The organism is Legionella sp. 227 (genome assembly GCF_043161935.1).
GTDB lineage: Bacteria > Pseudomonadota > Gammaproteobacteria > Legionellales > Legionellaceae > Legionella > Legionella sheltonii.
Genome location: NZ_CP171155.1, coordinates 31,500 through 54,597, shown reverse-complemented (window position 1 = coordinate 54,597; position 23,098 = coordinate 31,500). Strand labels below are relative to the sequence as shown.

Sequence of the window (23,098 nt, the reverse complement as noted above, 5' to 3'; positions counted from 1 at the left end):
AGACAAAGTTATAAAAATACTTCAACGGTTTATCTAGCTGAGTGAACTATGACAACTACTATAAGAACAATGCTGTCTTCTGATTGGAACGAGGTTAAAAATATCTATTTAGAAGGTATAGCCACTCAAAATGCAACTTTTCAAACAGCTGCTCCAAAGTGGCATGAATGGGATAAAACCCATTTAACCATATGTAGATTTGTAGCAACATCCACACAAATGATGGGTAGGGCAATGTTAAGCCCTATATCAAATCGTTGTGTATATTCTGGGGTAGCTGAAGTTAGTGTCTATGTATCTAAATATAATCAAAATCAGGGGATTGGCAGTTTACTTCTTTCGAAAGTTATTTCCGAATCAGAGAAAAATAAAATATGGACATTGGAGGCTGGGATCTTTCCTGAAAATTCAGCAAGTCTCATACTTCATAAAAAACTTGGTTTTCGTGAAATTGGTTTTAGAGAAAAGTTAGGTCAGTTAAATGGTGTTTGGAGAGACGTTATATTATTAGAACGTAGAAGCAAATTATTTTAATGTACTCTATGTAGATCATTTTTGGATTGCCGCACCTAATACATTTGACTAAATTTAATTATTCGACTATTCTGGAATTATGGACACAAAAGAATCTATAAAAATATTTGATACTCTTTCGCAAGAAACCCGTTTGCAAGTTTTTCGATTACTTGTTCAGGCGGGACCTGAAGGGTTATCAGCAAGTGCAATTGGCGATGAATTAGGTATCTTACACAATACCTTGTCATTTCATCTAAGCCACTTGTCTCATGCTGGAATTGTAACCTCTTGCCGTAAAGGACGTTATGTTTTTTATTCAGCAAATTTTGAATTAATGCGGGATTTTATCGCCTTTCTTGTTCAGGATTGTTGCAGCAAACAACAAGTCAGAATTCAACAACCCGATACAAAAAATTGTCTCGTTATTGAGTTAAATAGTTGTTGTCCTTCTACTAAGGAGTAAATCATGAAGCGTTTTCATATTCATATTGGTGTGAGCAACCTTGATGAGAGCATCCGTTTCTATAATGCTTTGTTTGGAGCTGAGCCTGTCAAAGTGAAATCTGATTATGCCAAATGGATGCTGGAAGATCCGCGCATCAATTTTGCAATTTCAACGCGTGCTGACAAACATGGGGTAGAGCACTTAGGTATTCAAGTAGATAATGCCGTTGAGTTAGCGGAATTAAGAAAACAATTTTCAGAAGCCAATATTTCTATGCATAGTGAGGGTGAAACAACCTGTTGTTATGCCAAATCAGAGAAGTCATGGGTCAATGACCCAAATGGAATCGTCTGGGAAGCCTATCATACCATGCAAGATGTACAATTTTTTTCGGGTGGAGATTCAACTGAAAGCTCTTGTTGTATACCAGAAAAAAACACAACAACTTCTTGCTGTGATACCAAGTCAAAAGCAACTGGATGCTGTGGCTGATGAATACTAAGCCAATTAGATTATTATTTCTTTGTACAGGTAATTCTTGTCGGTCTATTATGGCCGAAGCTATAACCAATCATTACTCCAATGGCCGCCATCTAGCCTTTAGCGCGGGTAGTTTCCCGACTGGAAACATACATCCCAAAGCAATTGAAACGCTTACCAATCATGGCATAAAGCCAAATGCGCCTCGTAGTAAATCCTGGAATGAGTTTAAATCAGAGTCTATTGATTTAGTGATTACCGTCTGTGATCAGGCCGCTCGCGAAAGTTGTCCCATTTTCCCTGGTCACCCGAAAAAACTCCATTGGAGTATTCCTGATCCTGCTAAAGCAGAAGGCTCTGAAATGGAAATTAATGCCGCATTTGAGGAGGTATTTAATCAACTGAAACAACGGATAGAAAAGGAGTTGCTATCATGAACACTTGTAGCACCCATCGCCTTTCTTTTTTAGATAGGTATTTAACCTTCTGGATTTTCCTGACCATGGCCGCAGGTGTTGGTATCGGTTCACTCTTTACGGAAACACCACAATTTATCAACTCATTATCTATTGGCTCCACCAATATTCCTATCGCATTTGGATTGATTTTAATGATGTACCCTCCTCTGGCCCGAGTGAAATATGAAGAATTACCGCTGGTATTTAGAGATTGGCGCATTTTATTATTGTCCTTAATTCAAAATTGGCTTATTGGTCCATTCCTCATGTTTGGGCTTGCTGTTTTATTTTTGCATAGCTACCCTGAATATATGACTGGACTCATTCTCATTGGGTTAGCGCGGTGTATTGCCATGGTCATTGTCTGGAATCAGCTGGCTGAGGGTGATAATCAATATGTTGCAGCCTTAGTCGCGTTTAATAGCATTTTTCAATTGTTGTTTTTTAGTATCTATGCCTGGTTTTTCCTCACGGTCTTGCCTCCTCTGATAGGCATGACTGGCCAAATAATTCACATCGATTTTATGACCATTGCTGAAAGTGTCTTTATCTATCTTGGAGTTCCCTTTTTTGCTGGATTTCTAACTCGCTTTGTATTGATAAAGAAAAAAGGGCTGTCTTGGTATGAAACCCATTTTTTACCAAAAATTTCTCCTATTACCCTAGTTGCTCTGCTTTTTACGATATTGTCAATGTTTGCTTTGAAAGGGGCTATGGTTTTACAACTTCCCTTGGATGTGATTCGTATTGCAACTCCATTAACACTTTATTTTATTGTGATGTTCTTTATCAGTTTTGCGATGGGCAAACTCGTTGGTGCTAACTATGAAAAAACAACAGCAGCGTCTTTTACAGCAGCCAGTAATAATTTTGAACTGGCTATTGCTGTAGCAATTGCTACCTTCGGACTAAATTCTAGCATTGCTTTTACAACAGTCATTGGCCCACTGGTTGAAGTACCTGTTCTTATTTTGTTAGTGGATGTTGCCTTTTGGCTACAACGTTCATGGTTTTCAGAAAGAAACCTGGAACCAGAAAAATAGATATAATCTAATATTGAAATTACTCAATATTAGACCAGATCATTTTTGGAGGTTCTTAACCAGAACCAGATGTGGGATTTATTTCATTAGCTTTTATAGCCACAATAGGGTTATTCACTTATGCATTTGCATTGCAAGAGACGAAGGAGATGAGTACTGATGATTGATCATTGCCAGTTTGGGCTTGATATGCAGGAAAACCCAATTATCTATAAAACAACTGAGGGCACTCTTTATATTGTACCGTGTCACTACTATTATTAGACAGTTAATTTTTAAGGTCAGTACATGAAAACAAAAGGTGTCTTTCGATTCTTTGCAGCAATGTTATACCTTTTTTGGGGAATAGCACCCTTTGCTTTTGCACAAAACCGACCACTGACTCTAACCGAAGCAGAACATCTAGCAATTAACCAATCTCCAGAGCTACAACGTTTAAACGCAAACAGCCAAGCCCTAAGACAGCAATCAATCGCAGACGGACAACTACCCGATCCCCAATTAGCCGCAGGGACTATTAATGTTCCAACCGATACCTTTAGTTTTACTCAAGACGAAATGACGATGGTACAAGTTGGACTCCAGCAACAATTTGCACGCGGTAGATCGCTCAAAATGAAATCCCAACAAACGCGCGCATTAGCCAAAACCGAACTGATTAAGATAACAGAACAAAAACTGACGTTAATTCGTACTGTGCGTGAAGTTTGGTTGGAGTTGTATTACTGGTCCCAAGCGCTACACACCCTAAAGACCAATGAATCACTTTATAAAGAGTTACTGCAAGTAACAGAGTCTCAATACAGCACAGGAAAAATCAACCAAACCGATGTAGTGCAAGTTCAGTTAGAACTATCAAAACTGAAGAATCAAATAATTCAAAACAAGCAGCAAATTGCAATTTTGAAAGCACAACTGGGTCGTTGGATTGGCATGAATAACGTCAATCGTCCTTTAGCACTGTCCATGCCCCGTTGGCCTGCCCTGCCTTCCATGGCAAAATTACAAGACAGCCTTATGAAACATCCTCTATTACAAGCAGATGCAGCAAATATCAAAGCCTCCTCTTTCGAAGTCGCTTATGCTAAAGAGCAGTATAAACCGGGATGGCAATTGGGTGTAGGTTATGGACTAAGACAAGGTAGAATGCCTGATGGAACACCACGCTCTGATATGCTGACGGCTCAAGTGACTATGGATTTGCCTTTTTTCACGGCAAACCGCCAAGACCGACAACTCAATGCAAGCCTCAATAAATTAAATGCAACTCAAATGGACAGACACATTCATTATCGTGATTTGCTGCAATCTCTTAATGTACAATATACCACCTGGAAACATCTTTTAGAGCGAGAACATTTATACAACCAGCAATTAATTCCAGATTCCAAGCAAAATGCTAAGGCGGCATTACTCGCTTATCAAAATGCTACGACCGAATTAACCACCGTATTACGCGCCTACAGCAGTGAATTGACCATTCAATTAGAGCACATTCAACTGCAAGTAGAGCGCTTAAAAGCTCATGCAACCTTGCTCTATCTCGAAGGAACCCCAACATGAACAAAAAATTAGTCACTTTTGCACTCGTTGTTCTGATTTTAGGCATTGTTCTTGGGCGATGGTCAACAGATGCCACTAATAAAAAAGCATCCATGGCCAAAGAAGAAAAAAAACCGCTTTATTGGATTGATTCCATGGAGCCCACCATTCACTACCCAGGACCTGGAAAATCACGCATGGGAATGGAATTAACTCCGGTCTATGCTGATGAACATCCAAATGATGGGACAGTGCAAATCTCTCCTGTCGTGAGCAATAATCTAGGCATTCGTCTTGCACCTGTGATGCAAAGTGATTTGGCAAAGCAAATTGATACGGTGGGTTATGTGGAGCCTAATGAAAACAAAATTGGTCATATTCATACCTATGCTGATGGTTGGGTAAAAAATCTCGTGGTTAAAACAGTAGGTGAGACGGTAAAAAAAGGCCAACTTCTATTACAGTATTACTCGCCGCAATTAGTAACTGCTCAAGAAGAATACTTAATTGCTTTAGAGAACAAAAAGCCGGTCTTAATCAATGCTTCTTATAAAAAATTACAGTCGTTACATATTTCCGAACAACAAATTCAAGAAATCAAAACAACTCATAAAGCCAATCAATTAGTCGCTATCTATGCACCTCAAGATGGCATTGTCGCCCAACTTAATATTCGTGAAGGCATGCGAGTCACTCCAGATTTAGAGATGATGAGCCTTGTAGATCTTGCTAGTGTGTGGATGATTGCTCAAATTTTTGAAGAACAAGCCAGTTGGGTGCATGTTGGGGATTGTGCCATCGCAAAAATATCTGCTTTTCCTAATAAACAATGGAAAGGTGCTGTAGAGTACATTTATCCGCAATTAGACACCACGACCCGCACTGTTAAAGTCAGATTTCGCTTTGAAAATTCGGATAATCAGTTAAAGCCTAATATGTATGTGAGTATTACCATTCTTACCCAACCTAAAGCCAATGTGCTTCATATTCCCATCGAAGCATTAATAAGAAGCAGCCAAGGTGATCGCGTAATCGTGGCGCAAGCCCAAGGACGATTTGAAGTTCGTCCTGTAACCGTGGGTATGGAGTCAGAAAGCCAAGTTGAAATTATCTCCGGATTGAAACGAGGCGAACAGGTGGTTGTTTCTGGACAATTTCTTCTTGATTCCGAGTCCAATTTAAAAGCAGGACTTGAACGGTTACAAACACCGAACCAAGACAAAAAGAATCAAAAATCCAGTGCTACCTCTAATACATCCGTTGAAGGAGTCGGGATTATAAAAAAGATAAATTTTGCCAATCATTCGCTCACCATTCAACACGAGGCAATTCCCTCTTTAAATTGGCCTGCCATGGAAATGAATTTTTCAGTAGCACAAGACATTGTATTTGATGAGCTTAAAATCGGTGACTCGATTCAATTTGATTTAGAAAAAAAGAACACTGATTTTATGATTACTAAGATAAAAAAATTACCCAAGGACGATAACTCTAAATGATAGCTGCCATTATTCGCTGGTCGATTAAAAATCGCTTTTTAATTGTATTAATGACCGGCATGCTCATACTGGGGGGAATCTATACAGTAAAACATACTGTAGTCGATGCCATTCCTGATTTGTCTGATGTGCAAGTCATCATCAAAACAGAGTTCCCAGGTCAAGCGCCACAAATCGTTGAAGACCAAGTAACCTACCCTCTAACCACTGCGATGTTGGCAGTACCGGGTGCGGTGACGGTACGTGGTGAATCGGGTTTTGGAGTATCTTATGTGTATGTTATTTTCCAAGATGGGGTTGACTTATATTGGGCCCGTTCACGGGTTTTGGAATATTTAAGCCAAATTACCAATCGCCTACCCCTAGGTGCCCAGCCCACTTTAGGTCCTGATGCAACTGGTGTGGGTTGGGTCTATGAATATGCATTAGTGGATCGCACAGGAACACACGACCTCGCCCAATTAACCAGTCTGCAAAATTGGTTTTTGAAATATGAATTACAAAAAGTGCCTGGTGTAGCTGAGGTAGCGACCGCAGGAGGCATGGTCAAACAATATCAAATAACCTTAGATCCTGACCGTTTACGCGCTTACGGATTAACCCTTCAACAAGTAAAACAAGCCGTGGTACGCAGCAATCGCGAAGCAGGCGGCTCTGCCATTGAAATGGGTGAAGCCGAATACATGATACGCGCCAAGGGCTATCTAAAATCCATAAAAGATATGGAGCAAATTCCCGTAGGACTTGGTAAAAATGGCATTCCTATTTTGTTACAAGAAGTCGCTCAAGTGCAATTAGGCCCACAAATGCGCCGCGGAATTACCGAGCTCAACGGTCAAGGTGAAGCTGTAGGTGGCATTATCGTGATGCGCTTTGGGCAAAACGCCATGCAAACCATCGCGAATGTGAAAGAAAAACTAAAACAATTGCAAGCAAGTCTACCCAAAGGGGTAGAAATTAGTACGACTTATGATCGCTCAAGCTTAATTCAGCGTGCCATTAATACCCTGCAAGATAAATTGATTGAAGAGTTTATTGTGGTGTCGCTTATTTGTATCGTCTTTTTATTTCATTTTCGCTCCTCCTTAATCATTGTCATAAGCTTACCTATTGGAATTTTATTGGCGTTGATGGTCATGCACCTTCAAGGTATTAATGCCAACATCATGTCCTTAGGAGGAATTGCCATTGCCATTGGCGCCATGGTTGATGCCGCCATCGTGATGATTGAAAACGCACATAAACACCTCGAGCATGAACCCCTTACAGAAAAGAATCGTTGGCACATCATGCAACAAGCCTCACTTGAGGTAGGGCCTCCTTTATTTTTTTCCTTACTCATTATTACCATTAGCTTTCTACCGGTCTTCAGTTTACAAGCACAGGAAGGACGATTGTTTGCCCCTCTTGCCTATACCAAAACCTATGCGATGGCCGCAGCCGCTCTTCTTTCGATTACTTTAGTTCCCGTACTCATGGGCTATTTTATCCGGGGTAAAATCAAACAAGAACATGAAAATCCTATTAACCGAATGTTACTTGCATTGTATCAACCGGTGTTATATGCCAGTTTAAAAGCCCCAAAAATGATTTTAGCCCTAGCCGCTCTAATTGTCTTTCTTGGTTTTTTACCCCTTCATTATTTGGGTAATGAGTTCATGCCGGAACTTGATGAAGGAGATTTACTTTACATGCCCACAACATTTCCTGGAATCTCCATCGGAAAAGCACAACAACTACTCCAACAAACCGATAAACTTATTGCGACTGTCCCAGAAGTCAAAACGGTGTTTGGTAAAATAGGCAGAGCAGAAACTGCCACCGACCCAGCACCTTTATCTATGGTTGAAACAACCATTCAATTTAAACCCCATAACGAATGGCGCCCAGGAATGACCATGGATAAATTGCGCGAAGAGTTGTCTTTACGGCTTAAATTGCCGGGACTTTCCAACGCCTGGGTCATGCCCATCAAAACCCGTATTGATATGTTGGCCACAGGGATAAAAACTCCAGTGGGTATTAAAATTGCGGGGCCTGACTTAAATACCATTCAATCCATTGGGGAACAACTGGAAATCATTTTGAAAAAAATTCCCGGCACCACGTCTGTTTTTGCAGAGCGCGTTGCAAGCAGCCATTACATCACCATTGATATAGACCGTCTTAAAGCGGCTCGTTATGGATTAAATGTTGAGGACATTCAAGAAATTATTGAAACAACCGTCGGTGGCATGAATGTAACCCAAACCATTGAGGGACGCGAACGTTATCCTGTAAATCTTCGTTATCCTCGCGACCTTCGCGATTCCTTAGAAAAGCTTCGTTTATTGCCTATTGTCACGCCAATGGGTGCCACGATTCCGTTAAGTGAAATTGCCTCTTTATCAATTACCGAAGGCCCCGACATGATTCGCAGTGAAAATGCCAGGCTTAATGGGTGGGTTTACATTGATATTGCCGGACGCGATCTAGGTTCTTATGTTAAAGAAGCTCAGGATGCTGTTCAGAGTCAAGTGAAATTACCCGCGGGTTACTCATTAACTTGGTCTGGTCAATACGAATATTTGGAACGCGCCAAACAACGCCTTTCTTTGGTAGCCCCATTAACCTTAGCAATTATTGCCTTTTTGCTGTATCTTAATTTTGGTCGATTAGCTGAGGTTCTGATTATTTTAGGGACATTACCCTTAGCGTTAGTCGGGGGCATTTGGCTCTTGTATTTATTAGGCTATCATCTCTCTGTCGCGGTCGGCATTGGTTTTATTGCCCTAGCTGGAGTCGCTGCAGAAACTGGGGTCATTATGCTTGTATTTCTTAACCAGGCCTTGGAAAAAGCAAGGGAAGAGGCGTTACAGCAGCAGCGTGCCCTGACTCGAGCGGATGTTTTTGATGCGGTAGTGGCCGGTGCTCTTTTACGGCTTCGCCCTAAAATCATGACGGTAACTGCCATTATCGGCGGTCTATTACCTATTATGCTCTTAGGAGGCACAGGCTCTGAGGTCATGCGACGCATTGCGGCCCCAATGGTTGGGGGTATGCTCAGTGCGACAGTACTTACCTTGATTGTCATTCCAGTAATCTATCTTCTTTGGCAACAAAGAAAATATAATGTGTAACCAAAAGTTATTTATATGTTTTTTGAATATAAGGGCCGGCGATCTCAGGGAGCGTTAAGACAAACAATCGTCGATTTCTGTCATAAGATTTATAAGGGATTGCCATGAATAAATCGATTTTTTTAATGATTATTTTCTTTATCATGAGTACCACTATTGGCTGTGTACCAAGATCCTTAAAACCCGGTGCTCAAAATATCACGATTCTCTATGATCACACTATTTCGGATTTAAAATCCTGCACATTTTTGGGCAAAATCTCTGGCAAGGATGTGCATGGTACGAAGATTCAATTTACCTGGGGATTAGAAAAAAACCTAGAAAAGGATGACATTAATTTTCTTAAAAATGAAGGAAAAAAATTAAATGCAAATGTTGTTGTGTTTGAAAAACATCAAAACTTGGTTAAGCGATATCAATTATGGAGTCCGAGCCGACATACAGACATCAGCAATCATACCATTGAAGGAAGCGCCTATCGATGTCCTTCGCAAATAATGTCCTCAATAAAACAGTTTGATATCCTAAAGGATTCTGTTTATGAAAAACCTATCGTAATCAAAGGTAATTGATAATACATGCATGACAGAAAATATCCTTTCAGGAATAGAAGCCAATTTTGAGTCAGAAAATATTAAATAGTATTATTTACAATCCCTTTTTGCTCTTTCCTATTTATTATTACATTTGGAAGCAACCTGGCAGAGTTCATAATGAAAATTAGTTCTGAAGAAACATGAATAAAAGCAGCCAATGGCGGATTAAGAAAGCCAAAAGCCGCTAATAAAATACCCACCGTATCTACCAAAAGTGTGCCTGCAAAATTCGCCATAATAATTTTGTAACATCTTCTTGCAATTCCAACTGTTTCAACAAATTTTGTTTCAACAAATTTGAATAAATCATTGCCTAATAATACAATGTCAGCGCTCTCTCGCGCCACATCCGTCCCAGTACCCATAGCAATACCCACATTTGCTTCAATTAATGCAGGCGCATCATTGATACCGTCACCAACCATCGCTATTTTTGCCTTTGCTAACATAAACTCTCGAATACGGATTGCTTTTTGCTCTGGAAGCAGTTCGGCTTCTACCTTGGCTACTCCAAGCTGCTTACCAATTTCCTGCGCAATCGTTAAGGTATCCCCGGTTAAAAGAATTGTGTTTAAACCCATTCTTTTTATTTCACTTATTGCTTCTCTGGCCTCTTTACGTATGATATCTGCAATTCGTATTACACCGAGTAATTGATTATTACGCGCGACAAACACCTCAGATAAATAGTTCGGGCCTGGCTTAACGTCACTGATATTGATCTGTTCCTCTTGAAACAGAGCCAAATTACCAACAATAATTTTTTCTTGATTTGCCCAACAAATAATCCCTTTTCCAGGTTTATAATCGAAGTGTTCCGGTTCAATAATATCCAGATCTTGCTCGCTTGCTTTTTGCAAAATAGCTCTGGCGATTGAGTGTTCTGATAATCGTTCAGCAATAGCCGCAGCCTCAAGTACAGCCTGCTCAGTAATGCCGGGCATAGGACAAACAGCAACAACAGAGGGTGCGCCATAAGTAAGGGTTCCTGTTTTATCAAAAACTACCGTATCCACTTTACTTAGCACTTCGATATATAAGCCACCTTTTATAATAACCCCCTTGCCCGCAGCTCTACCAATTGCTCCTAAAATAGCTAATGGAGTTCCCGCGGCTACGCCACATGCACCTGCTACAATAATCACAGATATAGTTGAGCGGATATCATGAGTAAGAAAATAGGTGAGAAGTGCGGCACCAATAGCAAAATAAACAAGATAGCCTGCAAGACGATCAGCTGTTTTCTGAATGGGAGCACGAGATTTTTCCGCCGCTTCAACTGCCTGAATAATTTTTCCAAAAGCCGTATCTTTACCAACTCGTTTTGTTTCCACATCAATGGCACCAGATTGATTGATAGATCCTGCGTAGACCTCAGATCCAGCAATTTTTTCTACTGGCATTGACTCACCTGTTATTGCAGATTGATCAACAAAAGTTAGTCCTCTAATAACAGTTCCATCTATTGGTATACGGGAACCCGGTTTAACAATAATAGTATCACCCGCTTTTATTTCCTCGATATTTTTTTTGCTCTCACCATTTTGGTGCCGAATGAATGCTTCTTTAGGCATGAAATCAAGAAGACTTTTTATAGCACGTCTGCCGCGCTCGATAGTAAGACCCTCTAGTACTTCAGCAATTAATACAAAAAGTATAATCACTAATGCTGTAAATACTTCCCCAATAGCTAAAGCGGCTAGCAATGCAATTGTCATGGATAATTCCATAGTCATTTTGCGTTCGCTTAAAGATGAAAATGCTTCCTTAAAAATAGGATACCCACCTATGAGTGCGGCAATAAAACCAATATATTTAAATGGTACAAATTGAGTCCCTAAAGGTGTCCAGCTCAATAGAAGAGAAATAAATACGAATCCTATGCGCAATCCCTCTACCAAAGTAAAAATATGGCTGTGATCATTATGTTCTTGATTCATTGACAGTTCCTCAATTTATTTAAACTTACTTTAAATAGGTCTTAACAACATCCAATAATTGCTGAGCTGCTTGTGCTTGGCTTGATGATGGACTTTTATCAGGATCAACCAGATGATTACGTATGTGACCTTCGATAACTTCGGCCATCAAACCATTCATTGCACCACGACATGCAGCGATTAACTGCAAAACACCGCCACAATCATTTTCTTCAGAATGCTCTAGCTTTTCTTTCAATGCATTCAGTTGGCCTTGAATACGGTTAATGCGATGAAGTAGCTTCTTTTTATCCCTTAATAAATGTGCCATAAATTAAATCTCTAAAAATGTATACTATACGTAGGTATAGTATACATCAAAATTCTCAAAAAGATCTTAATAATTGCACCAGGGCTAAATAAGCCAATGGATGTGATGAAATGAAAAGGGAATCAAAACCTGAAGCCCTACCCAACTCGATCTGTTTTATTGATACTTGAATAACAAGTGGACGGAGGTCTGATTGCTCTACTTAACCAGAACCCCCTGGTGCATGATCTATTACAATACAGCTTTATTATCAGCACTTCTAAAGCAGGCTCAACAAGGTGGTGAAGGGTCCTTATACAACGAAATGGAATTACCCCCTTATAAGGCAGTGGGTACTGCTTTAAGATTCAATAATATAGAAGTTGTTGCGGCACTTGTTTACTGTAGGCCAAACGTTAATAATACAGGTTCTAAAATTCCGCCAAATCCAATCATCTTTTACCAATCCTGAATGATGCCAACCGTGGTCTTTAATTAAGCAGGTTACAATCAATCCTATACCACTACCAACATATAATAATCCAACAAGTTCTTTGGCAAAAGGTATGCAACCACCAAAAACACAGCGGCACCCAGAGCCGCAAACGTTGGAGATATGATTCGTAAGTACATCAGCTAACCCTCGACCCTCTAACTCTAAATGACACCACTTTAATCTTTTGCTCAACACCTGGAATAGTACAAGACAAGGCTCATAATCAGAGTTGATTTAAAATAAAAAGCTCAAATTTCAATATTAATTGTCCACTTCTCTTACAATAACAGGGTAAGGCCAAATGTTACCGTATCTTGACTGGCTGCTTCCCCATTAATTATTTGTATGTTTTTAAAAGCGCCATAATCTTGCTCATGTTCGTATTCAACATTAATATTTAATCCAGGAGCCAGCCGATAATAAGGCCTGACAATATAGCGCATTTGATTGAGTCCATTACCGATATTGGCTTGAATGACTGTTTTCGAAGCCAGAATACTGCGTACCCCTGCCCTAATAAAAAAGTTATTGGTGATCTGGGTATCTCGCGATAACTCCAAATCCAGTTTAGCACTTCCATTGTAGTAATAGCCTCGAAGATTGGTATCGATAAAATAAGGCATTAACCCTTCAATACCAATACCTGGCTGCCAATAGGGTGTATTTGCTGGTTTATTGGTATAATTAGCACCTGCTTTAATCGCCCAAAACTGGCTGATTAAATGCCAATAAAAAATATCAATGTCAGCACTTTCAACCTTTCCCTTCAACAATTCCGCATCATTGACGAATAATTCAAGCTTATGATAATCAGGACCATATAAACCCTTGTAATTTAGGCGTTGTGCATTATGAAACGGATCAGCACCAGCATCGATAAATGAGGCGCGCCATAAACCTGCAGGATGGACCATCGGATACTTCACCAAGGAAGAATCGATAGGCATGGTTTCATCCACTCGTACAATGGGACGATTGTAATAAGGCGTTTGTTTTATAATATTTTGCGGCTTTCTTTTACCCTGTGTAATTTCTATTAATGTAGAATATTGAAACACACGCGACATCCCAGTCATCATATGATAAAGAAAATGACAGTGAAAAAACCATTGGCCACTGGCATCGGTGTCAACATCCGCGGTTATCGTAGCACCTGGTGGCACATCAATCGTATGCAATAAAGGATCGTAGGCATCATTCCCCTTGCGCAAAATAAACCAATGACCATGAATGTGCATGGGATGATGCATCATGGATGTGTTGGTAAATACAAACCGATAGCGTTTCCCAGGATCTAAACGTATGGGTTTCGCTTTATAAGCAGGAACTCCATTGATAAACCAAATAAATCGATCCATATACCCAAACAACTCCATATTGATTACATGCGCTACTGGAGTATTCGGATCATTTGTTTTCACTGCGGCAATCATGGGCTGATATTTTGTGCCCATTGAAGTTTTGTAAGAGGAGTTGGGTGGCTCCATCTTGTCTCCAATAATAGTTGGCTCCGTGGGCATCTTCATGCTGGAATCCATCTTCATGTTGGAATCCATCTTCATGTTGGAGTCCATCTTCATGTTGGAGTCCATTTTCATGTTGGAGTCCATTTTCATGTTGGAGTCCATTTTCATGTTGGAGTCCATTTTCATGTTGGAGTCCATTTTCATGTTGGAGTCCATTTTCATGTTGGAGTCCATTTTCATGTTGGAGTCCATTTTCATGTTGGAGTCCATTTTCATGTTGGAGTCCATTTTCATGTTGGGCATAGACGATGAATTATTTGCTCCCTTAACGTGTGATTTTTTCTTGTCCATTTCATGAGACATTGAACTCATGTTCATTTTAAGAGCATGTCTTCTCTCTTTTGTCTTAGTGGCTGATTTTGCTGTCTGAGGTAAAGTACCTTGATTCATATTCCCCATCATCATGGCCATCATATCTCGAGTAACTGGCAATGGCTCAGGAAATGGAGGTACTTTTGAATAATCTACAGAATGTTGCGAAGAGGTCACTAAGGCACCGTATGCAGCCCCTACTGTATCTAAGGATTCTGCATAAATGATGTAGGGTGTGTTTTTTTGAATTTTAACAAGCACATCATAGGTTTCACCTGATGCAATGGCAAAATCTTTAATCATATAGGGTCTCACATCATTCCCTTCGGCGTGCACCATCTGCATTTCAGACTCAGGAATTTTTACACGAAAAATGGTGCTTCCTCCAGCACCTATAAAGCGTAACCGTACCACATCCCCTTGCTTCACCAAAGCAGTCCAAGGTTTGAATTTGGGTTGACCATTGAGTAAAAATGCATCATAAGCAACATCACTAAAATCATAAATACTCATGCGCATTTGTTGCATCATTTTGTAGTCATTAAACAATCGCTTACGTTCCTCTGCGGAGCCTTTTTTATAATCATGCATAAATTTTAATAAAGAGGGCTGCAGCGGAAATCGCGGAGAATAATAATCCCCTTCTTTCTTTAGATTTTTTAAAATCTGCTCTGGTTTGGTATTACTCCAATCGGATAACACCACAACAAAATCTTTCGTGTATTTATATTTGGGTGCCTTAATCGGGTCGATGACGAAGGCACCATATAAGCCCTGTTGTTCTTGTAATTCAGAGTGTGCATGGTACCAATACGTTCCTGATTGCTTGAGTACAAACTGATAATGAAATACACCTCCTGATGGAATCGCTTTTTGACTCACATGCTCCACACCATCCATTTGCCAAGGAACTAAAACACCATGCCAATGAATTGTTGTGGGTTTATCCAAATGATTGTATACATTAATAGTGACCTTATCGCCTTCCTTAAAGTGTAGTGTTGGTGCTGGAATCTGATTATTTACCGCAATCGCAACTCGAGATTTTCCAGCAAAATGAACGGTCTTGTAGCCCACAACTAAATCAACAACACGCTGGGCAGAAAACACATTGGTCATCACCAAAAGACTGGTGAGAAATACACTTATTTTTTTCAGCACAATCCATTCTCCCTTCTTATTCTTCAATGATTGCGTTTTAAGATGTTTATTAAGAAAAAATCGACGCACTTTTCATGGGCTTTATTCATGATGATGTTCGGTTTCACCTTCGGTACTTGGTAGCGACAAGACACCCAATCCATGGCGATACACAAGCTCCCCACCACGCCAGGCTGTAGAGAGCAACAAACCCTGAACAAGAAACATTGCGACAAGGAACGTAAGAGTCATTGCTTTTTGCTTGTAATAGCGCCATAAAGACCAAATTGCAACAAGCCACATGGCAAAAGCAGTAGACAATGCCCAATTGCGATGGTTCATCATGGCCATGTGTGCTGGCTCATCATGCTTCACTGTATAATAAGCATAAAAACCGGCAATAACCGTCAAAATCGTCACTAAAGCCGCACACCATAAACACCAACGGCCAACAACTTCAAATTCTAACGTCATTTTATCCGAGACAAGAGGCGTGGATTTAGATAAATACGTAAGTAGGTAAAAACCAAATGATGTAGTAAATAATGCGACGGTAAAATGCACCAAAATCGGATGCCAATTGGGGAGTATTTCAAACATTATAAAATCCTTTTTATCATGGTCTAACTTATCATACTGAGAACAATTTCATTTTGCATTCATTATGGATAACCTAAGTGGTACCTTTGAGAATAAAAATTAGCATTTTAACTCCTACATAATTCATGCAGCACCGATAGGATTTCTTTGTCATTTACTTACACCGATAAGCCTTACCCTCTAAAGTATGTTTATCGACTAAATGTGTTTTAGGATTACCACTAAAAGTTGATTTATCTTTTGTAATAACTAACGTATCGCCTCCTAACTCGGCGGTATTATTTTTCAAAGTATTTAATTCGTCCTGATAAAGATGCTCATGGGATTGATAAGATTGACTAACGCCATTCACATCATAGGCAACCACTTTGCCCAAATCGGAGCAATGCTTCATATTGTTGCTCGGTGGAGCAACCCTGATATGCTGTGCTTCAGGCAATAAAGGTACATTTTTACTGCAACCAACGAATCCAAGAACTAGAAAAGGTACGACATAGCGGCTTATGGTGTTCATTTACTCTTTTCCCCTCTACATTTAAAATTGTTCTAATTGACTCTGGCCATTAGGGCACAATTTTCTTGGAAAAAATAGCTTTTTCCAAGAAAACCACTGCCTTTAACAGTAATAGTAAAACCAATCTTACTGAATGCATAATAGACTTAACCATACTGATTTAATTATTATTGGCAGCTTGAACGGGATCGGTGGAAAAAACCTACTTGCGTGTATTGACACATCAGATAATTTTTTACTCCATTTATTCTGTTGCTGCGGGATTCTTAGTCGTCCATTATAATTTTTTATTGAAAATTGATAAATGAGCTGTGCCTAAAAAATACAACCCGTTCTTAAATAATAAGGTCACCTAAAAACATGCGCTGCCTTCAAACTTTATATAAATTGATGTCTTCCTTTAAATGTTTGGCAATATCATCCAAATTATGAATAAATGCCATCATCTCTTTAATGCCGCTTGAAAAGGTTGAAGTGGTACGATTAATTTCATTCATACTTTCAACAATTTGTTCAATACCTACAGCTTCCTGCCGTATAGCCACCTCGATGTGTTGACTGGAAATAGATGCTTCATGAATCATTTGGCTGAGCGCTTGAATGACTTGGCCTGCTTTTTCGATAAGTTGTGTTCCTGAATCAAGAGTTTTTGTTCCTTCTTCCGTAACGGTAACGGCTTTTTCTGTAGTTCGTCGGATGTCCTCAAGAATTTTTTGTACTTGTACTGTCGATTGTTCTGATTGTTCGGCAAGATGTCTTACTTCATTAGCTACTGCAGCAAAACCTTTTCCTGCCTCACCTGCTTTTGATGCTTCAATTGAAGCATTCAATGCCAGCATTTTTGATTGTTGGGCCAAAGTATTGACCACCGATGTGATGTCGCCAATTTGTTGGGTGTGATTACTTAGATCAAGAATGGTTTGCGCAATAAGCTTCATTTTTTCTTCTGAATCTTTGAATCCTTGAATACTTTTCTGGACCGACTCTCTACCTCGTTTTCCTTGTTCATAGGTATTTTTAGCCACTTCTTTCAGCGCTTGTGCTTTGGTCATCGTTTCTTTTGAGCTTTTATCAATTTCTTCCAGCGAAGCACTGATTTCATTAATTGCAGTTGCTTGGGAGGTAATACTTTCTGCTTGTTGATTAGCAGACGTAATGACCGTCCCAACCATAGTTACGATATTATTACTTACTTTGGTGATTTTTTGGGTAATAGATGCCAAACCATTGGTCATCGAATTTAAATCGTTACCCAGCTCGTGTAAAATACCTTCTTTATCAACTTCAAGACGCTCTCGAAGATCTCCTGCAGCAACTTTACTGCTGTATTCTCTAAATTTTTTCGATGCATTAACGAGTTTTTCAAATAATTCTCGAGATTCTTCTTCTTTAGTACGAAGAATTTCTTCATTTTTTCTAATGGCTTCTTGCATGGCTTTGAGCGATAGAAGCAATTTACCTAATTTGCCTGCCGATTGAATTTGGATCACGACATCACGCTCTCCTGCAGCAATTCGTTCGGCTATATCAATCGCTTTATCTACTGGAATTGCTATAGCTCGTTGGGTTGTGTAAGGCACAACAAGGGTTAAAACAATGGCTAAAATGAGTAGCCAAAAGGCTGATTTTTTTAAGGAAATTAGGCTGTTATCTATTGTATTTACATTCTTTTCTATTTCACGTGCTAAGTCGCTGAATAATCCACCAGTTCTTTTGCCGGTCTCTTCATAATAAGGACCATCAATGATATTGATCATTGATTTTTCAAAAGCTCTTGTCTTATTTCTGCTGTTTTCTACATTATCTGGATTATTCGGGTCTCGAGAAGCATTGAGTACTGACGCTTGAGCTTGATAAAAAGGCAAATATAATTCTTGTAGCTTGCTCCACTCATGCCGTAGTTTTGGATCATCTAATTTGCGTATGACTCGATCCCACTGATCTCTAACATGAGTGATTTCATTCCAGATATGAGCAAAATAAACTTTATCCTTTGGATCTCCAGTCATTGCCCAATGTTCAAGAATGTCCTGAGCTTGATAAATTTGACTATCAAGGATTGGTGGTAAATTTTCACTATGAATTTTATGTGTGAGATCAATCACATCATTTACTTTAGGTAATAACAGCATAATTAATATCAATAAAGGCAAACTAAGAGCCATAAATCCAATCAGCAATCGGGCCCCTATACTGATTACAAAACCTTGTTTCTTGGTCGCAGTTTCCATGAACGACTCCTATTCCATCTTAATTCTTAAAGATTAGCAGTAATGATGGTTTAATCCGAAGCTCATCAAAGAGCAGTTCTTATTAGAAACCTAATGGCTTGAAAAACTACAAAGACCCTCTTTATCCAGAGTTTTCTTATGTTCCGTTTGTAAGGTCGTATGCCCAATATCAAATTGAGAGAATAAAATGCTCTGAACGCTCACTCTTATAGCTCCCTCTTCTACAAAGGGAGTAATGACAAGATGCGCTGTGAGGCTAATTTTGTCACTGGTAATCGCCCAAATATGCAGGTCATGTACATCCAAAACACCCTCAACAGCCATCATGTGGTTTTTAATTATCTCCAGATCCACTCCAGCTGGCACACCTTCAAGAAGAATATTCACTGTTTCTTTTAATAAAACCCAGGTGCGTGGCAATACCCACAAACCGATTAATACTGCCACAGCAGAATCGACCCAACTCCACTCTAAAAAGCGAATTATAAGTGCGGCAACAATAACCCCTAAAGAGCCCAACATATCACTCCACACCTCAAGATAAGCGCTTTTAAGGTTTAAGCTTTTATCTTTTTCTTGGGAAAGAAGGTACATAGACGCTATATTAACAACCAAACCAAGACTGGCAATGAGGAGCATTCCTAAGGAATAAATTTCAGGAGGTTGTTTGAGTCGCTGATAGGCCTCAAACAAAATATAAAGGGCCACTAAAAAAAGAAGGACCGCATTAAATGCAGCCGCTAAAATTTCAAATCGATTATAACCAAACGTGCGACGCGCATCGGCAGGACGTTTACTAATACGAATCGCAATTAGAGCAATAATAAGAGCGGTAACGTCCGTTAGCATATGTGCGGCATCAGAAATTAATGCAAGGCTTCCTGTGATAATGCCACCAGCGACCTCGGCAATTAAAAAGCTTCCCGTGAGCAAAAGAGCGAACCACAGTAACTGCTCTTTTGAGTATTTTTTTAAATCATGAGGTACATCCTTACTCATTATTGCTCCTCATCAGCACCAGCTAATTTAATTTAAATGAAACACCATGTAAGAAAATCGCGGCAAGGATAAGAAAAGTAATAAAAGCGGTGTAAAAATGGATGGTTTTCTTAGTTTTTCTGAACCACCAGATAAGACCAATCAATACAATAATTGCAATACCTAAAGAACTTAAAAACCATCCATTAGTAAACATTTATGTTTTCCTATTTAGTCGTTCTTAGGTTGGTGGTCATGACCACCATCGCCACCAAATCCTCCCTCATAGCTAACCTCAGGATGAGCTGGAGCAGGTGTTGTTTTAGGAGTGCAGGCAGTCAAGCCCAAACCCAATAAACCGATTAATACAATTATTTTAAATCCATTAGTATTCATTATTTCTCCTTAACAGCCAATCAAAATAACTTGAAACTACTTACATCGTAACATACTGAATAACAGAAGATAAATGCATCTTATCTTCTCCATTTTATGTTTGCACGCCACCTTTAAAAAAATTCATTTTTTAATATTTTTTAGAAAATAAAGCAACTGTACTGCATCCTTCTTGGATATGGGTTTTTTAAAATAAGTAGCGCTCTCATGAGACGGGTTTTCCTGATTATGGCTAGAAGTTAAAATGATTATGGGCGTATGGTTGTTTAATACCGAATTTTTTTGTATCTGGTCAATCAGCTCATAGCAATTTAAATTTTTATCCACTAAGATAAAATCATAAACTCTCATGAAAGCCAACTCTCTTGCCGATTCATCATCCCCTGCCATATCCACCAAATGCTTCAACTCTAATAAATGCATACGAATGAGAATACGAATTCCTAATGAGGATTCCACCACTAAAAAACGCAATGGATGAGCGCTATATTGTTCATTTTCAACCCAATCATTCATCATGCAACCTCTTTCGTGACAAACCCACCAAGACTCTCATTATCCCTTCATTTCCTGATACTCCGAATGCCCTTTATGGGAATTAAGTAAGCGCAGCCCATTCGCAACAACAATTAGACTCGCACCCATATCAGCAAATACCGCCATCCATAACGTTGCTAATCCTCCCAGGGCCAGAATGAAAAACACCCCTTTAATTGCAAGGGACAAAGTAATATTTTGGCGAAGAATACGCGCCGTTCTTCGGCTTAAATCAATGTATAAAGGAAGCATGGCTAAATTATCATTCATTAACGCAACATCTGCGGTTTCTAAAGCCGTATCGGTACCTTTGCCCATCGCAAAACTAATCGTAGCTTTTGCAAGTGCTGGTGCATCATTGATTCCATCACCCACCATTCCCACCGTTTTATACTGTTCCAAAAGCCGATTAATTGCTTGTAATTTTTCAGTAGGCAAAACATTCGCCTGCACTTCATCAATCCCCAGCACTTTGGCAATGGCTTTAGCCGTCAGGGCATTATCACCGGTTAACATCGCTGTTTTAAGTCCTTGTTGATGCAAGGTGTCAATTGCCCATTTACTCGTAGCACGAAGCGTATCGGCCACTGCAAAAACGGCTAAAACCACCGCTGAATTACTCAAAATGACTGTTGTTTTTCCTTCCTCTTCCAAACGCTTAAGTTCCTGCTCTACAGCAAGAGAGCACACCTTATTATCTTCTGCCAGTTGATGATTTCCAACGTAATACAATCCTTGACTAATAATTCCTTGCACCCCGCGGCCAGGAAGTGCTGAAAATTGCTCTACCTCAAGCAAAGACTCATTAGGTTGATTTTGCCGCCAGTATTCAACCAAAGCATGAGCCACTGGATGTTCCGAATGACTATCAAGACTTGCAGCAAGGACTAATAAGGACTCTTTCGATTGTTGTTTATCATAAACGATAAAATCAGTCACTACAGGTTTTCCCTCTGTTAAGGTGCCTGTTTTATCCAGAGCAATTAATTTAAGCTGGTGCCCCATTTCTAAATAGCTGCCTCCTTTGATAAGAAGACCATGTTGTGCCGATGAAGCCAATCCGCTGACTACCGTTACCGGTGTAGAGATGACCAAAGCACAAGGGCAAGCAATAACCAATAACGTTAAGGCTTTATATATCCAGTCATAAAAAGGATAACCAAACACCAACGGGGGAATAAGTGCAATAACCAGTGCAATCAAGACCATAATTGGGGTGTAGTATTTGGCAAACTCATCGACAAAACGTTGCGTTGGCGCCCGCTCACTTTGTGCCTGCTCAATGGCTTTACCAATTTTAGCAAGCAATGTATCACCCGAAGCCTTAGTGACTTTAACCTCAAAGGCACCGTGCTCATTTAAAGTCCCTGCAAACACGTCATCACCTACTTGCTTGCTCACTGGCATGGATTCCCCTGTAATCGGGGCTTGATTGACCGTACTTTGTCCCGATATCAACACCCCATCCAGTGGGATGCGCTCACCGGGTTTTACTTTAAATACCGCACCAACGGCTACCTCTTCTACAGGCAAAGTCTGCCATTGACCATTATCCATTTTAATCCGAGCCACCACTGGTGCAATTTGCATGAGACTGCGAATGGCAAGGCGGGCTTTATCTAAAGAATAACGTTCGATTCGCTCAGCAAGAGCAAATAAAACAGTGACCATCGCGGCTTCCGGCCAGGCCCCTATAATCATGGCCCCGGTGATTGCAATTAACATCAGGCTATTAATGTTCATGGCCTTAGTACGCAGCGCGATTAAACCCTTCTTAAAAGTAGAGGGACCACTTAAGGTAATGGCAAGCAGAGCGGGAAGAATGACCCAAATAAATTGCTCTTTAGTAATGAAATAAGCAGTTAACTCAGAGCAAAGCGCTAAAAAGCCTGCCAAAGCTAGCAATGGCCATGACGAATCAACTTGCTTCTTCTCTTCTTTTGCAGAGGAGGTGCTGCCTTGAACCCGAACACTCATGCCTAACGCTTCAATTTGTTTTTGCAACACATCAATAGCTGGAAGACGATGGTGCACGGTCACTTCCTCAGCAATGAAATTAAAATCCATCTGCGCCACTTCAGGAATCACTTTTAATTGGCGCCTGATTAATTGCTCTTCAGCCGGACAATCAAGGCCTGCAACAAAAAAAGTAGTTAAAGTTAGAGGCTTTGTCATAATGAGCTCCCACATTGGCCGCAAAAATTTGCCCCTGCAGTAATAGTGGCACCACAACTGCATTGAGTATTCTCAAGACCGCTGCCACATTGACTACAAAATCGTGCCCCAGGAGCTAGAGAGCTCTTGCAGCGCGGGCAACTCAATCCTCTTGATTCAGGATTGGTTGAGTAATTATTCTGTTGGCTTATTTGACCATGATGAGAGCGGCGATATCCGCCATGATGGCCGCCAAGACTTCCAAGCATTCGTTTTAGAAAACTCAT

The 23,098-nt window shown here is 40.0% G+C and carries 22 protein-coding genes; 10 read left to right on the top strand and 12 right to left on the bottom strand.

What is annotated here, in order from left to right; genetic code table 11:
- Nucleotides 1-48 precede the first annotated feature (48 nt).
- The 9 genes from ACF8MK_RS17155 (at nt 49) to ACF8MK_RS17115 (ending at nt 9,674) form a co-directional block, all read left to right on the top strand.
- Nucleotides 49-534 carry a GNAT family N-acetyltransferase gene (locus tag ACF8MK_RS17155; RefSeq protein WP_058478578.1) on the top strand — a complete coding sequence of 162 codons (486 nt, stop codon included), beginning with the start codon at nt 49-51 and terminating at the stop codon, nt 532-534.
- Between the two features lie 79 nt (nt 535-613).
- Nucleotides 614-979 carry a helix-turn-helix transcriptional regulator gene (locus tag ACF8MK_RS17150; protein ID WP_058478579.1) on the top strand — a complete coding sequence of 122 codons (366 nt, stop codon included), beginning with the start codon at nt 614-616 and terminating at the stop codon, nt 977-979.
- Nucleotides 980-982: 3 nt separating this feature from the next.
- On the top strand, nt 983-1,453 hold the full coding sequence (locus ACF8MK_RS17145; RefSeq protein WP_058478580.1) for an ArsI/CadI family heavy metal resistance metalloenzyme: 471 nt from the start codon (nt 983-985) through the stop codon (nt 1,451-1,453).
- Nucleotides 1,453-1,878: an arsenate reductase ArsC gene (locus ACF8MK_RS17140; RefSeq protein WP_058478581.1), complete on the top strand. Its 426-nt coding sequence runs from the start codon at nt 1,453-1,455 to the stop codon at nt 1,876-1,878. Before ACF8MK_RS17145 ends, ACF8MK_RS17140 begins: the two co-directional genes overlap by 1 nt.
- The gene (gene arsB, locus ACF8MK_RS17135; RefSeq protein ID WP_058478582.1) at nt 1,875-2,942 is read left to right on the top strand and encodes an ACR3 family arsenite efflux transporter; all 1,068 of its coding nucleotides are present in this window, start codon (nt 1,875-1,877) and stop codon (nt 2,940-2,942) included. Before ACF8MK_RS17140 ends, arsB begins: the two co-directional genes overlap by 4 nt.
- Nucleotides 2,943-3,230: 288 nt before the next feature.
- Nucleotides 3,231-4,505: a TolC family protein gene (locus ACF8MK_RS17130; protein ID WP_058478583.1), complete on the top strand. Its 1,275-nt coding sequence runs from the start codon at nt 3,231-3,233 to the stop codon at nt 4,503-4,505.
- On the top strand, nt 4,502-5,983 hold the full coding sequence (locus ACF8MK_RS17125) for an efflux RND transporter periplasmic adaptor subunit (RefSeq protein WP_078061483.1): 1,482 nt from the start codon (nt 4,502-4,504) through the stop codon (nt 5,981-5,983). Before ACF8MK_RS17130 ends, ACF8MK_RS17125 begins: the two co-directional genes overlap by 4 nt.
- Nucleotides 5,980-9,102, top strand: a complete 3,123-nt coding sequence (locus ACF8MK_RS17120) for an efflux RND transporter permease subunit (protein ID WP_058478584.1) — start codon at nt 5,980-5,982, stop codon at nt 9,100-9,102. Before ACF8MK_RS17125 ends, ACF8MK_RS17120 begins: the two co-directional genes overlap by 4 nt.
- A 104-nt stretch (nt 9,103-9,206) precedes the next feature.
- On the top strand, nt 9,207-9,674 hold the full coding sequence (locus tag ACF8MK_RS17115) for a DUF4156 domain-containing protein (RefSeq protein ID WP_058478585.1): 468 nt from the start codon (nt 9,207-9,209) through the stop codon (nt 9,672-9,674).
- A gap of 62 nt (nt 9,675-9,736) precedes the next feature.
- Here ACF8MK_RS17115 and ACF8MK_RS17110 read toward each other — a convergent pair whose 3' ends face one another.
- Together ACF8MK_RS17110 and ACF8MK_RS17105 are read right to left on the bottom strand one after the other, a co-directional pair.
- Complete coding sequence (locus ACF8MK_RS17110; RefSeq protein ID WP_058478586.1) at nt 9,737-11,638, bottom strand: cation-translocating P-type ATPase; 1,902 nt, start codon at nt 11,636-11,638, stop codon at nt 9,737-9,739.
- A 25-nt stretch (nt 11,639-11,663) separates the two neighbouring features.
- Nucleotides 11,664-11,948, bottom strand: a complete 285-nt coding sequence (locus ACF8MK_RS17105) for a metal/formaldehyde-sensitive transcriptional repressor (RefSeq protein ID WP_058478587.1) — start codon at nt 11,946-11,948, stop codon at nt 11,664-11,666.
- Nucleotides 11,949-12,141: 193 nt separating this feature from the next.
- Between ACF8MK_RS17105 and ACF8MK_RS17100 the strand changes: the two genes are divergently transcribed.
- The gene (locus ACF8MK_RS17100; protein WP_115324599.1) at nt 12,142-12,399 is read left to right on the top strand and encodes a hypothetical protein; all 258 of its coding nucleotides are present in this window, start codon (nt 12,142-12,144) and stop codon (nt 12,397-12,399) included.
- A gap of 302 nt (nt 12,400-12,701) precedes the next feature.
- Here the strand turns inward: ACF8MK_RS17100 and ACF8MK_RS17095 are convergent, their stop codons facing one another.
- The 10 genes from ACF8MK_RS17095 to ACF8MK_RS17050 form a co-directional block, all read right to left on the bottom strand.
- Nucleotides 12,702-15,410, bottom strand: a complete 2,709-nt coding sequence (locus tag ACF8MK_RS17095; RefSeq protein WP_392539004.1) for a multicopper oxidase domain-containing protein — start codon at nt 15,408-15,410, stop codon at nt 12,702-12,704.
- Nucleotides 15,411-15,503: 93 nt separating this feature from the next.
- Nucleotides 15,504-16,001, bottom strand: coding sequence for a DUF2231 domain-containing protein (locus ACF8MK_RS17090; protein WP_058478589.1), 498 nt, complete (start codon nt 15,999-16,001; stop codon nt 15,504-15,506).
- Nucleotides 16,002-16,155: 154 nt separating this feature from the next.
- Nucleotides 16,156-16,515 carry a DUF4156 domain-containing protein gene (locus ACF8MK_RS17085; protein WP_058478590.1) on the bottom strand — a complete coding sequence of 120 codons (360 nt, stop codon included), beginning with the start codon at nt 16,513-16,515 and terminating at the stop codon, nt 16,156-16,158.
- A gap of 371 nt (nt 16,516-16,886) precedes the next feature.
- Complete coding sequence (locus ACF8MK_RS17080) at nt 16,887-18,746, bottom strand: methyl-accepting chemotaxis protein (protein ID WP_058478591.1); 1,860 nt, start codon at nt 18,744-18,746, stop codon at nt 16,887-16,889.
- A 90-nt stretch (nt 18,747-18,836) separates the two neighbouring features.
- Nucleotides 18,837-19,745: a cation diffusion facilitator family transporter gene (locus tag ACF8MK_RS17075; protein ID WP_058478592.1), complete on the bottom strand. Its 909-nt coding sequence runs from the start codon at nt 19,743-19,745 to the stop codon at nt 18,837-18,839.
- A gap of 22 nt (nt 19,746-19,767) precedes the next feature.
- The gene (locus tag ACF8MK_RS17070) at nt 19,768-19,941 is read right to left on the bottom strand and encodes a hypothetical protein (protein ID WP_165481736.1); all 174 of its coding nucleotides are present in this window, start codon (nt 19,939-19,941) and stop codon (nt 19,768-19,770) included.
- A 14-nt stretch (nt 19,942-19,955) separates the two neighbouring features.
- On the bottom strand, nt 19,956-20,120 hold the full coding sequence (locus tag ACF8MK_RS17065) for a hypothetical protein (protein WP_165481737.1): 165 nt from the start codon (nt 20,118-20,120) through the stop codon (nt 19,956-19,958).
- A gap of 123 nt (nt 20,121-20,243) precedes the next feature.
- Entirely contained in the window at nt 20,244-20,639 is a 396-nt protein-coding gene (locus tag ACF8MK_RS17060; RefSeq protein ID WP_230849075.1) for a response regulator, read from the bottom strand.
- 36 nt (nt 20,640-20,675) lie between these two features.
- Nucleotides 20,676-22,832 carry a heavy metal translocating P-type ATPase gene (locus tag ACF8MK_RS17055; protein WP_058478593.1) on the bottom strand — a complete coding sequence of 719 codons (2,157 nt, stop codon included), beginning with the start codon at nt 22,830-22,832 and terminating at the stop codon, nt 20,676-20,678.
- Nucleotides 22,829-23,098, bottom strand: a complete 270-nt coding sequence (locus ACF8MK_RS17050) for a zinc ribbon domain-containing protein (RefSeq protein ID WP_058478594.1) — start codon at nt 23,096-23,098, stop codon at nt 22,829-22,831. Before ACF8MK_RS17050 ends, ACF8MK_RS17055 begins: the two co-directional genes overlap by 4 nt.